This window comes from Bifidobacterium aesculapii, from assembly GCF_001417815.1.
In the GTDB taxonomy this organism is placed as follows: Bacteria; Actinomycetota; Actinomycetes; order Actinomycetales; family Bifidobacteriaceae; genus Bifidobacterium; species Bifidobacterium aesculapii.
This window is the reverse complement of record NZ_BCFK01000057.1, coordinates 1-13787: the sequence shown is the minus strand read 5'-3', so window position 1 is coordinate 13787 and position 13787 is coordinate 1. Positions and strand designations below refer to the sequence as shown.

Below are 13787 nucleotides of genomic sequence, written 5' to 3'. Positions count from 1 at the left end.
GATGAGGCGCCCACGGGAAGGCGTCCACGGGAATCGCCGCGCGACGCGCGCCGCAACGCGACGGCGCTAGTCTTGCCGTCATGGATACTGCCGCCACGAGTATGGGCATGGGAACGAAACGCGAGCTGCGTCACGCCGCGATCGCGCGGCGAAAGGCGGTACCGCCCGCCGAACGCGCCGCCGCCGGCGAGCGCGTAGCAGGACGGGCGGCGTTGCTGTTCGATGGTCTCGACGCAGGTTCCACGGTCGCCGCCTATGTGCCGATGGGCTCCGAAATCGATGTCTCTCCCGTCCTCATGCATGTGCTGGAACGCGGATTGCGTCTGCTGGTGCCGATGCTGGGGACCGGTATGGACGTCGGATGGGGCGAGCTGCGCACATTGGATGACCTGTGCGTGGCGGGAGACGGCCGCGGACGGCCTGAGGAGCCGGTGCATGCCGAAACCCTGGGGATGGAGGCGCTGCGCGATGCAGCGCTGGTGCTGGTGCCGGCGCTGGCGGTGGATGCGCGCGGCACGAGACTGGGGCGTGGCGGCGGATGGTACGACCGTGCGCTGGAGCATAGGGCGCCGGGGGCGCCGGTCGTCGCCGTGTGCTGGCCGTGGGAGGTGCTGGAGCCCGGCGACGGGTTCCTTCCGAGCGAGCCGCATGACCTGCCTGTGGACGGCGTGCTCACGCCGGACGGCCTGACGATGTTCGCACGTCCGTATCGTGGTCGTCATGCGTTCGGCGATGGCGGAACGTGTCGGGGAGACGATTAGGATATGTACGGTTGCATACGCCGGAGTGTCCGGAACGATGCCGTCGCGACGACGGCATCCGCACGATACGTACAGGCGGTACGGTCCGTGCGGCCCGTCTGGTCCGCGCGCCCCGCGCAGAGAATCGTCGTTCGTTGGAGGAATACAGTGCCTACCTATCATTACCGTTGCAAGAACTGCGGATACGATTTCACCAAGCAGCAGTCGTTCGAGGACGACCCGATCACCGTCTGCCCCCAGTGCCATGAGGAGCAGGTGCGCAAGGTGTTCTCCGCCGTGCCGATCGAGTTCAAGGGAAGCGGCTTCTACCGCACCGATTCCGGCAAGAAGTGACGCCCGCACACGGCATCCGATGGCGAACGCCCCGTCCGAACACCGATTCGGACGGGGCGTTCGCCATACTGGCCGGTCGGCGGATGTGAAGATTTCCGGGGGCTCCGTCCACATTCCCCGTACGAGTTGCGCCGCCGCCGTCGCGTCCGCGACGATGGCGGGTATGACGAACCGGTATGCACCCTGGGCGAAGCTGACACGCCCCACGTTGGCCGCGCGGCGTGCGCGCGCGAGGTTGTCGCGCGCCGTGGCCGTCATATGCGCGGTGGCGGCAGCGGCGATGGCGGTGACGCTGCTCGATCTGCTGGTCGCCACCGAGAGCGTGGTGGTGGCTTCCCGCACATTGCATCGGGGCGACGTCATCGGCGTCGAGGATGTGATGGTGGTCGAGGCGCCCCGCTCCCCCGTCACCGAGCATGCGTTCTCCGAGACGTCGGAGGCGGTCGGACGCGTGGCGCAGAGCGACATCGGGGCGCGCCAGCCGTTGTTCCCCGCGAACGCCCGCGACGCGCCCGTCGTGCCTACGGGCAGGACGGTGCTCGAAGTGGTGGTTGCGAATGACGCATCCGCATTGGTCGCCGGCGACACGGTGCGTCTCGTCTCCGCCGTGGGGTGCGAGGACACACCCGGCCCCGGCGTATCCGACGTCGCGGGCGATGCTTCCGGGCCGGTGCCCGAAGGCCGCGCGTCCCCCTGTACGCTCGCCGAGGACGCGCTGGTCATGAAGCGGCCCGTCAAAGACGAGAACGGGGCCGGCACGGCCGTCATCCCACTGGCAATGACGCCCGAAGCGGCCCTCGCCGTCATGGATTCGGCCCAGCTCGGCGCGATCGTCGCCGTGACGCGGTGACGGCACGACGGCACTGCAGCGCGGCCACGCAACGAGCGTACCGGCCGCCTGCGTCACTCCCGCTCGGAGAACACGCCCCAGTGCGGCGGCAGCTGCGTGAGGATGCGATTATCGTCGTCGGCCTCGCGCTGACGCTCGGTCATCATGTCGGAGGGCTCCTCCTTCACGCCGTCGGCGTCGAACAGTTCGGTGCCCTCACGCACGACGCGCTTGTGGCGGCGCGGCGTGCGGCGTGTGGACGAATACCCGCTCATTGCACCTCCCGGTAGATCTCGCCGACCTTGGCCACGATGCGGTCGACCTCCTTCTCGGGGTTGACGAACGAGCCTACGCTCCACACGGTGGCGACGGACCAGCCGAGCGTCATCAGGTCGGCGGCGAACATGCGATGGCGTTCCCTCGTCGAGCGGATGGACATGTACCCGGAATCGTCGGTGAGCACCGCGAGCGCGAACGGCTTGCCCTTGAGCCCGACGACCATCGGGATGGTCATTCCGTTGTCGTAGCCGTAGTCCAAGGCGACGTCGAGTCCACGCGCGCGGATGCGGTCGGCCAGATCGTTGAGCAGCGTATTGTCGCCCGCCTCGCGGCCCTGCGGCGACGCCGGTTCGCCGGGCAGGTGCTCCACCCACGTCAGCAGCGTCTTGAGCAGCCTGACGCCGGGCGTGTGGATGCGTTCATCCTCCATCTCGTCGGCGGTGAACGCTGAAACGACGTCAAGGTTGTGGTCGGCGAGCGCGAGCGCGTCGAGCAGCATTCCCCGGCCGCCTGAGTTCTCAAGGGCGCCGAACTGCTGGAGAAGCCTGCCGTGCGACGTCTTCGCATAGCAGGTCGACAGGATGACGTCGGTGGCGCGGGCGCCGGCGACCTCGCGGATGCCGACGAGGCGCACGTGACGCAGGAAGCTGTTCATCGACTTGTCTTTGACGGCAAGAAGCTTGAGTTCGACGCCGAGCCTGACTCGGAACACCTCGGTGAGACAGACCACGGTGAGCAGATAGCTGGCGGGCACGATGGTGAAGGAGCGGGCGCGCTGCGTGATGAGCGCCACCACCTCGTCGATCTCCTGCTGGCTGGATTCCACCAGACCGGTGGCGAAGACGGGTGTGCCGGCCGCTTCGATCTTGTGGTAGGCCACGCGCCCGCGTGCGATGTCCGTGCTCACATCGTACCGGATGGCGCCGTACCCCTCGGATTCAAGGAAGGCGTTCAACCTCGGGGCTCGGCTCACCGGGTGCGATTTCACCTCCACGACGGGCAGCGCGTCGATCAGACGCGTCAATCCCGGGCAGGTGACGGTGGCGCGGTGCGCGATGATGACGATCTGCCTGACGCGCACGACGATGCTGAGCAGCTGGATGGCGGGGATATGCGCGCAGGCGTCGATGATGGCGACATCGGCCAGCGGCTTCGGCTCGGTGAGCGAAGCAAGGGTGTCCGGCGTGGCCATGAGGATCGGTTTGGCGGCGGCGAGGATCTCCGGATGGTCGCGGCGGATGCGGTCGAGCGGCATGCGACCGCGGCCGGCCAGCTGCGTGTGCAACGTGTTCGCCTCCTGGGTGCGGGCGAACAGCAGATCGCACAGGCGACGCATCGACTCCTGCGCCACCATCGGCCCGATGGACCGCACATGTTCGACGTCCACCTGTTCGAACCGTTCGGTGGCGTTGGCGAGCACGGAGCCGTCCTGATTGGAGATGATCGGCGAGGAGCGGACGATGTCCTCGAAGACGGTGGTCCACCATGCGAGTTGGAGTTCCGCACCCACGGCCGACGAGAGCACGTGCCGGTTGGAGAAGTCGGCGACGAGGTCGTTGAGGCCCACTTCCTGGAACTCGTTTTCGAGACGGCAGCGCTCGGGCAGGTCGTCGAGCGACTTGTGGTCGTCGAACAGGGCCTTCAACCGGGCTTCGACCTCATTGAAGTCGCGCGATTCGAGGTCCCCGCCCTTCGGCGTGGTGCTGAGCACGGTGTCGAGCGCCGTCATGTCCCGGGCCATGGTCTCATGGGCGGCGATCATCTGGTCGAGTTTCGGCGGCAGCACGGGCCATCCGCCGTGCGGCACGAGCGAACGCCACTGCTCCGACTGCTTCCTGACGACGATCAGCGCGGCATGCAGGTCCTCGACCTGGGCGCCGACGCGCAGCAGGGACTTCGCCTCGCGGGTGTGGCGGCGACGCTCCCAGAACCCCATCGTGGTGCCTTCGGCCTTGCGGTTGGCCTTGGATTTGGTGGCCTCGATCATCGCATCGACGTCCCGTTCGAAGATCTCCGGCTGGAACACGTCCAGCACGCGCCGCAGGTTCTTGAGCACGATGATCTGCCGCGCCCAATCCTGCGCGGTGGCGGGTACGGGGAATCCGCAGGCCTGCACGGTGGAGGCGACGTGTTCGCGCACGGCGGGCAGCACCTTCTGCAGCAGGTCCACGACACGCTGGTAGGTGTTCACCGCGTCCTGGTCGCTGGTGATGGACGCCTTGTACCAGGCGGTGTCGTCCGGTCCGATGGTGTATTCGCCGACTTCGGCGGCGCGTTCGAGCTTCGCCGTCCATTCGTCGATGTGCCCGGCGATCCGTCTGGCCGTGTTCTCGGACAGGCGCACGCGCGTCGAGGGGTGGGTCGGGGCGACGGAGATGGCGGCGAGGTTCTGGATGGTCTGGTATGCGGACACCCCCCACTTCTCGCTCACACCGTGCAGGTCGCCCAGATAGCGGGTAAGCCGGGAGCGCACGCCGACGAGTTCGTCGGCGAGCTGGTCGAAATGCTGCGTCGCCACGCCGGACTGGAATCCGACGGCGGTGATGAGTTGGCGGTCGATGTCCGCGTTCGCATGCTCGTCCGCGATATCGAGCACCAGTCCCGAGGTCTCGTTGGCGCGCATGACCTGCAGGAACCTGCGCTTCTGTTCGGCCACGCCGGGCGCATACAGTACGGTACGGCCGTTCATCACGCATCGCGTGGCGATCGCCGCGGCCTGTTCGACGGCGTCCTTGCCGACGGCGCCGTCCACGGCGACGCTGTGTCCCGACGCGGCGAGCTGCGCGGCGTAACGCACGGTGTTGTCCACGTCGCCGATTTCGTATTCGCTGTGCGGATCGGCGTCGAACGGGCTGTAGTCGGGGATGGGGACGTCGCGAAGCGCGTCGGCCGCAGCCTTGTCTCCGGCGAGGACGTCGATCAGCGGATTGCCGCTGGGACCTTCGCCGAGCTGGTCGATGATGCGCTGCGTTTCGGTGAGGATCTGCGCGGACGGCTCCACGAAGCAGCCGAGGATGATGTGCCGTTCGATGTTGAAGTCCCCCACCACCGGCTTCACGCGTTTCGCGATCTCGTTGAACACGGCGGAGGTCTCCGGCGTGCCCGAAGCGTAGTGGGACCCGTCGAACAGGTAGTCCTCGTCGAGCGTGACACCGGATTCGCGCATCACGTCGACGAACGAGGCGTTGAGCGTCACGCTGCCGGTGAAGGTGAGCGTCGACTGGCCGGGCGTGTCCGAAACGACCGCCTGCACCGGGTAGAGCAGCACCGGCCGCGCGTTGCCGTGCCAGGTGGCCACGCCGACGACGAGCGACAGTTCGGCGACGCCGCTCACGCGCTTCTTGGCGCCACGGTCGTCGAGGACACGTCCGAGCCTGCGTTCCGCGGCGCGCAGCATGCCGTTGTCGCGGAACAGCGAGTCCAGCGTGACGTGCCCGGAGGCGAACAGCTGAGCGATGCCCGACGGATGGGCGTGCGTGAGGTCGAGCTGCGCGGCGAGCTGGTTGATGTCCTCCAGAGGGGACGGCACCAGCGAGGCCTTGTACTGGTCATGCCACTGCTTGAGCCAATCGAGTGTGGGAGTGGATTGTGCGCTCATCGTGCCGTTCCCTTTCACTTTCCTACCGCCTCACGGTAATCCCGGTATCCGTCGTTGTGCGCGAGCGCCTCGTCGATGTCTGCGTCGCCCTGCGCCGCGAGCCAGGCGTACAGGTCGTCGTACAGGGTCGGGTTCATCGCGAGGAACGGCAGCAGCTCGGGGTGCTTCGCCATCTCGAACTGCAACGTCATGTCGCTGGTGCGGCGCGCATCCTCGGACGTGAGGCCGTCGACCTCGACGACGGGGGCGGCGGGCTTGTCGAATTCGCCTTTGGAGACTTTGTCGAACACGGATCCGGGCTCGAAGGCGGGCGTGTACACACCTGTCGCGTCGTCCTCCTGTATGCCGGCCGCGCCGTCGTTCACGGGCGCGGCGGCCGCGGAGGCATCCTCCAGCGGAGTGAAGGCCACCGTCTGCGGCGCGATGTCCGCGCGGGACTGCGTCGTGGCTACCGGCGTGACGGGCGTTGCCGCCACGACTTCCGGCGCGACGGCGGCGGAGGCTGCGGGCTGCGTTTCCGGTTTCGCGGCGATGGGCAGTTCGGGAGCGGACGCGCCGACGGAACCGACGACGATCGGCGTGGTGACGTCCGTGGAGGCCGCAACGGTTCCTGCGACGGGCTCGGACTGCGGCGCGGCGGTTGACGGGACGTCATCGGACTGGTCGTGCATCGCATCGGCGAACAGGTTGCGCGGCAGTCCCGGGTTGATGGTCTTGACGACGTGCAGCGGCACCGAATCGGCCACCGGCTCGGGCGTGTGGTCGACGGCGAGCTCCGGGGCTTCGGCATCCGCCTCGGCGCCGGCGGACGCCGGCCGTGCGGCGGCGGTCACCGGCAGGTCCGTGCGCGAGTCCGCGTCGGAGAACACGACCTGCGGCTCGTCGTCCTGCCCGACGGCAGAGGTGATCGAGGCGTACGTCAGCGGCTCGATGTCGGCGATGCGGGCGAGCGGCGACGCGGACGCGGCATGTCGCGCGTTCTGCGCGTTGAACACGGCGGTGGGCTCCCCGGCGCGCAGGTCGAGTATCTCGTCGACGGACATGTCGGCGGCGTCCGGCTCCTGACGGACGGTGGTCGCGGCGGAGTATTCGAACAGGTTCGGCACCTGCGGTTCGGGGTCGGTCTGTCGTGCGATGCGCACGAAATCGATCGGCACGTCGCCGAACTGGATGCGCATCGGCGACGTGCTCAGCGGCACGTCGCGCCCGGTGGGCAGACGCATGAGCTCGCCCTTGTCGCTGACCACGTAGGATCCGTTGGTGGAATCCAGGTCGCGCAGCACCGCTTCACCGTCGGCGGCGACGCTGAACCGGGCATGGCGCTTCGACATGGATTTCGTGGCATCGTCGATCTCGAGGCGTGCGATGCCCTCGTCCGGCAACGGCCGCAATGGTTTGCGGCCGATCTCTAGGCTCTCTCCCGGACGCACGCTTACCTGGTCGCCGCCCGCGACCTGCAATCGCCACTGGCCCGCCGTCTGCTCGCTCACCGCACGGCCTCCCTTTCTGATGATTTCACGCACTATTTCCTATTGTGTCATGCCACGTCGCATTTGGTTGCATTATCGTCCGATGAATCGACAGAATCCGCGCGTCCGTGACGTGCGATGCGGACTCGCCGGGACGGGGAAAACGGGAAACCCCGCACCCAAACGAATGGGTGCGGGGTTCCGACGCGATGTATCGCGTATCAGCCTGCAATGAGCGGTCTTCCCGACCGCGTGCATTACTTGAGCTCGACGGTGGCGCCAGCGGCCTCGAGCTGCTCCTTGGCCTTCTCGGCGTCTTCCTTCTTGGCCTTCTCGAGGACGGCCTTCGGAGCGGAGTCGACCAGGCCCTTGGCCTCGGCCAGGCCGAGGGAGGTGATGGCGCGGACGGCCTTGATGACCTGGATCTTCTTGTCGCCGACGGCGGAGAGGATGACGTCGAACTCGTCCTTCTCCTCCTCGGCCGGGGCGGCGGCACCGGCAACGGCGGCGACGGCGGCGACCGGAGCGGCGGCTTCGACGTCGAACTTCTCCTCGAAGGCCTTGACGAACTCAGAGAGCTCGACCAGGGTCATCTCGCCGAAGGCTTCCAGCAGCTCATCGTTGGTGTACTTAGCCATTATGGCTTCCTTTCGATTGTTGGCGGCGGACGATGGTTGAAGAGGTGTGCCCGCCACCTAAAAACTTGGTTTCTTTTCAGTTATGACCGTTCGATTCACGAGGCGGGGACGAACCCCGGCCACAGGGAAATCAGGCGGCCTTCTCCTGCTTCTCGCGCAGCGCATCGATCGTACGCACGGCCTTGGTCGGCAGAGCGTTGAACAGGTACGCGGCCTTGGACATCGTGGCCTTGATGTCGCCGGCGAACTCGGCGAGCAGCTGCGGGCGGGACTTAAGATCCGCCAGCTTGGTGGCGCCTTCAGCGTCGTAGACGGTGCCATCGGCATAGCCGCCCTTGATGATGAGGGCTTTGTTGTCCTTGGCGAAGTCACGGATGGTCTTCGCAGCCTCGATGAAGTCGCCCTTCACGAAGGTGATGGCGGTCGGGCCGGCGAGAATCTCGTCGAGACCCTCGATGCCCGCTTCCTTGGCGGCGATGCGTGCCAGCGTGTTCTTTGCCACAGTGTAGGAAGTATCGCGGCCTAGCTTTTCACGCAGATCGGAGATCTGCGGAACGGTAAGCCCGCGGTACTCGGTCAGGTAGATCGCGTCAGCGTCACGGAACTGAGCCGTAAGCTGGGCGACCACCGCTTCCTTTTCGGGCCTCTTCATGGCGTTCCTTCCTAAGTCGGCCGTTGACTTGAAGTCCATGGAGCCATAGGGCAACAAAAAAGCCCTGCACGCAGGCAGAGCAACATAAGGCCGTCTCCGGCTCGCCCGTGAACGGGCTTATATCTCTCAACCTGCGTTGGCTCGACATGTCGAACTTCGGAACCGCGCTTCCACGCGGCTCAACCAACGGTCTGTGGTTTACGAGGGGATAAATTACGTGCCGGCTTCGACAAACACGCCACCGGCGTGTCGTGCAGAGCGGGAGTCGGGCGCGCAGACCCGCCGCCCGCCCGCACCGCCGCCGACTAGTCGATTGTGCTCGCATACTGCGCGACCGAAGCGGAGACCTCCTTGAGGTAGTCGAGGGAACGGCGCCAATGCCCCGGCACCTCGATCGAATGGTTCGCGTCGGGGTATTCGTGCACGTGCGGGGTCAACGCGTTCGCGCGGGCGCGGTCGTAGAACGGATCCGCGGTACCGGCGCACACGAGCGGCGCCGGCCCCGGATAACGCGACGTGCGCCACCGTTCGAGCTCCTCCTCGCCGCCGTCGAGCAGCGAGGCGTCATGCCCGAGCACCGCGCGCGAGACCTCCACTGCGGGCGCGTCGTCCTCGGCCATGATGTCGTCGCCCACGCGGGGCACCGGAATCACCCTCGCCGAGGGATCGAAATCGGCATGGTGCAGCACCGGCGTCAGCAGCACGAACGGCAGGCCGTAGCGTGTGGCGACATGCGGGTAGGTCATCGTCGTGAGCGACTTGCCGATGAGCAGCATGCGCGGGGCCACCCTCTCTCGTCTCGCATCCGCGCTCGGGTCCGTTTCCGCGACCGGTTCCGAGGCGGACCGGTCTTCCTGCGCCCATGACGAGCGAACGCGGGCCACCCAATCGTCGACGGCCTGGTTGAGCACGGGAATCACCTGCGACAGATCGTCCGAGGCGTTCGTGACGTTCATGCGGTCGACTCGCCAGCCGTTCTCCACCAGCGCCTGGGCCGACCAGTACAGCAGCGGCCGGTCGCAGTTGTACCCCGTCCCCGGCATGAGCAGCACGCGACCGCGCTCCTGCCCCGGCTTCACCGCGTTCTTCTTCCAGCTGCGCACCGAGACCTCAACGGCTGGCTTGGCCATGATCTCCCCCATCGTCTGCTTGAAACATCTGCTTGAAACCAATATGCGGAATCATCCGTTCCATACCCAGTCTAGCCCCGCCGGACGGGCCGCCGACGCAATGCGGCCGCGTTATAATCGGCGCGGTTCCGACGCCCGCCGCGCGACGTGCAGCGCGCATCACGCGTCACAGTGCGGCATCGTCGGGGCGAGTCGCGATTCTCGCCGGGAGCATGCTCCCGCACAACCCAAGGAAAGAAGAGAATATGGAGAAGTTCTTCCATCTGAAGGAGAACGGCACTTCGGTCTCGACCGAAATCCTGGCCGGTCTGACCACGTTCTTCGCGATGGCGTACATCATCGTCGTCAACCCGCAGATCCTGTCGTCCACGGGCATGCCGTGGGGCGGCGTCTTCCTCGCCACGATCATCGCGGCGATCATCGGCACGCTCGTCATGGGCCTGTTCGCCAACGTGCCGTATGCCCAGGCCGCCGGCATGGGCCTCAACGCGTTCTTCACCTACACCGTCTGCTTCGGCCTCGGCTTCACCTGGCAGGAGACGCTATGCATGGTGTTCCTGTGCGGCCTGATCAACATCGTGATCACCGTCACGAAAATCCGCAAGATGATCATCATGGCCATCCCAGAGCAGTTGCAGCAGGCGATCGGCGGCGGCATCGGCCTGTTCGTCGCCTACGTGGGCATGCTCAACGTCGGGCTGATCACCTTCACCCCGAAGGACACCAAGGCCGCCGGCCAGGGGCTCGCCACCGCCGCCACGCCGGGACTGGCCACGTTCACCGACCCGGTGCTGTGGGTGTTCCTGATCGGCCTGTTCCTCGCCATCGTGTTCACCGTGATGAAGGTCAAGGGCGGCATGCTGCTCGCCATCGTCGTGACGACGATCGTCGGCATCCCGTTCGGCGTGACCAACTTCGGTTCCTCCCAGTCGCTGTCGCAGACGTTCTCCGAACTGCCGACCACTTTCGGCGCGATCTTCAGCGCGGACGGCTTCCCTGCGCTGTTCTCCGATCCGACACGGCTGCCGCTCGTCATCGTGACGATCTTCGCGTTCTCGATGTCCGACACCTTCGACACGCTCGGCACGTTCCTCGGCACCGGCCGCCGCACCGGCATCTTCTCCCTTGAGGACGAGAAGGCGTTGGAGAACGGCTCCGGATTCTCCTCCAAGATGGACAAGGCCCTGTTCGCCGACTCCATCGCCACCTCCATCGGCGCTATCTGCGGCACCTCGAACACCACGACCTACGTGGAGTCCTCCGCGGGCATCGCGGCGGGCGGCCGCACCGGCCTGACCTCCGTGGTCGTGTCGATCTGCTTCGCGCTGTCCATCTTCCTCGCGCCGGTCATCTCCGCCGTGCCGTCCGCCGCGACCGCCGGCGTGCTCGTCATCGTCGGCTGCATGATGGCCGCCTCCCTCAAGGAAGTCGATTGGACCGACATCTCCGCGGCGATTCCCGCGTTCTTCGCGACCGCGTTCATGGCGTTCTCCTACTCGATCTCCTACGGCATCGCCGGCGGCTTCATCACGTACTGCATCGTGAAGACCTGCAAGGGCAAGGCCAAGGAGGTCCACCCGATCATCTGGACCGTCGCCATCCTGTTCATCATCGATTTCGTCTGCATGGCGATTCTGTGATGACGTCATCCTCGTTCCTTCCCGCGGACGCGTGGAGGAACGAGGCCCCGGACCACGGGGACAGACGCAAACGCAGACGCAAAAACGGGAAGACCCCGCACCGTGACATACGGTGCGGGGTCTTCGCTGTGGTGACGGCTATTCGCGTCGCGCGATCAGCCGAAGCGACCGGAGATGTAACGCTCGGCCTCTTCGTTCTGCGGGTTGTTGAACATCGTGGTCGTGTCCGCGAAGTACTCCAGGTGGCCGGGCTCGCCGACGGCCTTCAGGTTGAAGAAGGCGGTGAAGTCGGCGATACGGGCGGCCTGCTGCATGTTGTGGGTCACGATGACGATGGTGTAGTCGTCCTTGAGCTCGTTGATCAGATCCTCGACGGCCAGGGTCGAGATCGGGTCGAGGGCGGAGCAGGGCTCGTCCATGAGGACGACCTGCGGGTGGACGGCGACGGCGCGGGCGATGCACAGACGCTGCTGCTGGCCGCCGGACAGGCCGATGCCCGGGTTGTCGAGACGATCCTTGACCTCGTTCCAGAGGTTGGCGCCGCGCAGGGCCCACTCGACGAGATCGTCGGCGTCGGACTTGTTGAGGTGCTTGTTGTTCAGGCGGACGCCGGCAAGCACGTTCTCGCGGATGGACATGGTCGGGAACGGGTTCGGGCGCTGGAAGACCATGCCGACGTCACGACGGACGGAGACCGGGTCCACGTCCTTGTCGTACAGGTTCTTGCCTTCGAGCAGGACCTCGCCCTCGACGTGGGCGCCGGGGATGAGCTCGTGCATGCGGTCCAGGGTGCGCAGCACGGTGGACTTGCCGCAGCCGGACGGTCCGATGAACGCGGTGACCTTGTTCGGCTCGATGTTGATGTTCACATCCTCGACGGCGAGGAAGTCGCCGTAGTAGATGTTCTCGTGGTTGACGTCAATGCGTTGTCCCATGATGTTTCCTTTTGGTTCCTTGATTCGTACGATTCGTGTGCGTGTGCGTCAGCGCTCGGTCTTGACGGCGAAGATCTTCGCCACGAGACGACCGATGAGGTTGAGGACCAGCACGATGATGATCAGGACGAGTGCGGCGGCCCATGCGCGTTCCATCGGGATGGTGGGCACGCAGGAGGCGTCGGCGTTGACCGGGCAGTTGGCGTTGAGCTTGGAGTACTCCTGGAAGACGTACACCGGGAGGGTGGTCATCTGGCCGGAGAACAGGTTCACGTTGGTGCTCGAGATGTAGCCTGCGGTCATGAGCAGCGGGGCGGTCTCGCCGATGACTCGCGCGATGGCGAGGATGCAGCCGGAGACGATGCCCGGCAGGGCGGTGCGCAGCACGATCTTGGTGATGGTGCGCTGCTTGGTGACGCCCAGCGCCAGGGAGGCCTCACGCAGATCGTTCGGCACGATCTTGAGCATCTCCTCGCAGGACTTGACCACGGTCGGGAGCATCAGCAGGGACAATGCCACGGAACCCTCGATGCCGTTGATGGTACCAGGTCCGAACACGATGGTGAACATCGAGAATGCGAACAGACCGGCGACGATGGACGGGATGCCGCTCATCACGTCGACGAGCAGGGAGATGGTCATGGCGAGCTTGCCGCCGTGCGCGTACTCGACGAGGTACACGGCGCACATGATGCCGATCGGAATGGAGATGATCATGGCGCCGCCGGTGATCTCCAGGGTGCCGATGATGGCGTGGAGAACACCGCCGTAGCCGCCGGACGGTGTCGGGTTGCCGCCGACCACTCCGGTCATGTTGTAGGCAAGGAAGTTGCCGTTGAGGCGCTTGAGACCGTTGACGATGGTCGTCCACAGCACGGAGATCAGCGGCAGGCAGGCGATGACGAACGCCAGGCCGATGAGGCCCGTCATGAAGACGTCCTTGCGCTTGCGGGCGTTCTCGGAGGAGCGGGTAGGACGGAACTTGTCGAAGTCGATGACGGGGGCGCCGTCGAGGTTCTTCTTCTTGGTAGCGGTTGCTTCAGCCATCAGACGCTCGCTTTCTCGGTGATCTTACGGGCGGCGTAGTTGACCACGAACGTGATGAGGAACAGAATCAGACCGGTTCCGATCAGCGTGGAGACACCCAAGTCGTTCGCTTCGGGGTACTGCGCGGCGATGTTCGCGGCGATGGTCTGGTTCTGGGAGGCCTGCAGCAGCTTGATGGAGTAGGTGAGGCCCGGGGAAAGAATCATCAAGACGGCCATCGTCTCGCCGAGCGCGCGGCCTAGGGCCAGCATGGACGCGGAGACGATGCCGGACTTGCCGAACGGGATGACGGCGAGCTTGATCATCTCCCACTTGGTGGCGCCCAGACCGTAGGCTGCCTCCTGCTGGAGGGTCGGGGTCTGGAGGAAGATGTCGCGCGACATGGAGGTGATGATCGGCAGAACCATGACGGCCAGGACCACGGCGACCGTGGCGACCGTGCGCTGCGGGTTTGCGGCGGGGCCGGCGAACAGCGG

At 65.9% G+C, this 13787-nt stretch carries 13 protein-coding genes; 4 read left to right on the top strand and 9 right to left on the bottom strand.

What is annotated here, in order from left to right; genetic code table 11:
* Positions 1-107 precede the first annotated feature (107 nt).
* The 3 genes from BFAL_RS08015 to BFAL_RS08005 all read left to right on the top strand — a co-directional run bounded on the left by BFAL_RS08015 (position 108) and on the right by BFAL_RS08005 (position 1944).
* Positions 108-761 (top strand): 5-formyltetrahydrofolate cyclo-ligase, encoded by a 654-nt coding sequence (locus BFAL_RS08015; RefSeq protein WP_082440473.1) that lies wholly within the window; start codon positions 108-110, stop codon positions 759-761.
* Between the two features lie 147 nt (positions 762-908).
* Positions 909-1094: an FmdB family zinc ribbon protein gene (locus BFAL_RS08010; RefSeq protein WP_055427888.1), complete on the top strand. Its 186-nt coding sequence runs from the start codon at positions 909-911 to the stop codon at positions 1092-1094.
* Positions 1095-1257: 163 nt separating this feature from the next.
* Positions 1258-1944, top strand: coding sequence for an SAF domain-containing protein (locus BFAL_RS08005; RefSeq protein WP_055427887.1), 687 nt, complete (start codon positions 1258-1260; stop codon positions 1942-1944).
* A 53-nt stretch (positions 1945-1997) separates the two neighbouring features.
* Here BFAL_RS08005 and BFAL_RS08000 read toward each other — a convergent pair whose 3' ends face one another.
* From BFAL_RS08000 to BFAL_RS07975, 6 genes are all read right to left on the bottom strand, one after another.
* Positions 1998-2198, bottom strand: a complete 201-nt coding sequence (locus BFAL_RS08000; RefSeq protein WP_055427886.1) for a hypothetical protein — start codon at positions 2196-2198, stop codon at positions 1998-2000.
* Positions 2195-5800, bottom strand: a complete 3606-nt coding sequence (locus tag BFAL_RS07995) for a putative endonuclease domain-containing protein (protein WP_055427885.1) — start codon at positions 5798-5800, stop codon at positions 2195-2197. The genes BFAL_RS08000 and BFAL_RS07995 overlap by 4 nt, the downstream gene beginning before the upstream one ends.
* Positions 5801-5814: 14 nt before the next feature.
* Entirely contained in the window at positions 5815-7290 is a 1476-nt protein-coding gene (locus BFAL_RS07990; protein WP_055427884.1) for an FHA domain-containing protein, read from the bottom strand.
* 236 nt (positions 7291-7526) lie between these two features.
* The gene (gene rplL / locus BFAL_RS07985) at positions 7527-7907 is read right to left on the bottom strand and encodes a 50S ribosomal protein L7/L12 (RefSeq protein ID WP_055427883.1); all 381 of its coding nucleotides are present in this window, start codon (positions 7905-7907) and stop codon (positions 7527-7529) included.
* Between the two features lie 130 nt (positions 7908-8037).
* Entirely contained in the window at positions 8038-8559 is a 522-nt protein-coding gene (gene rplJ / locus BFAL_RS07980) for a 50S ribosomal protein L10 (RefSeq protein ID WP_055427882.1), read from the bottom strand.
* A 305-nt stretch (positions 8560-8864) separates the two neighbouring features.
* Positions 8865-9689, bottom strand: coding sequence for a hypothetical protein (locus tag BFAL_RS07975; protein ID WP_055427881.1), 825 nt, complete (start codon positions 9687-9689; stop codon positions 8865-8867).
* A gap of 245 nt (positions 9690-9934) precedes the next feature.
* Here BFAL_RS07975 and BFAL_RS07970 point away from each other — a divergent pair, with 245 nt between their 5' ends.
* Complete coding sequence (locus BFAL_RS07970) at positions 9935-11329, top strand: NCS2 family permease (protein ID WP_055427880.1); 1395 nt, start codon at positions 9935-9937, stop codon at positions 11327-11329.
* Positions 11330-11484: 155 nt separating this feature from the next.
* Here the strand turns inward: BFAL_RS07970 and pstB are convergent, their stop codons facing one another.
* The 3 genes from pstB to BFAL_RS07955 form a co-directional block, all read right to left on the bottom strand.
* Positions 11485-12264 (bottom strand): phosphate ABC transporter ATP-binding protein PstB, encoded by a 780-nt coding sequence (gene pstB / locus BFAL_RS07965; protein WP_055427879.1) that lies wholly within the window; start codon positions 12262-12264, stop codon positions 11485-11487.
* 48 nt (positions 12265-12312) lie between these two features.
* A complete protein-coding gene (pstA, locus tag BFAL_RS07960; RefSeq protein ID WP_055427878.1) occupies positions 12313-13311 on the bottom strand; it encodes a phosphate ABC transporter permease PstA in 999 nt (332 codons plus the stop codon).
* On the bottom strand, positions 13311-13787 hold a 477-nt coding region (locus BFAL_RS07955; protein ID WP_152973597.1), incomplete at its 5' end, for a PstC family ABC transporter permease. The genes pstA and BFAL_RS07955, both read right to left, overlap by 1 nt.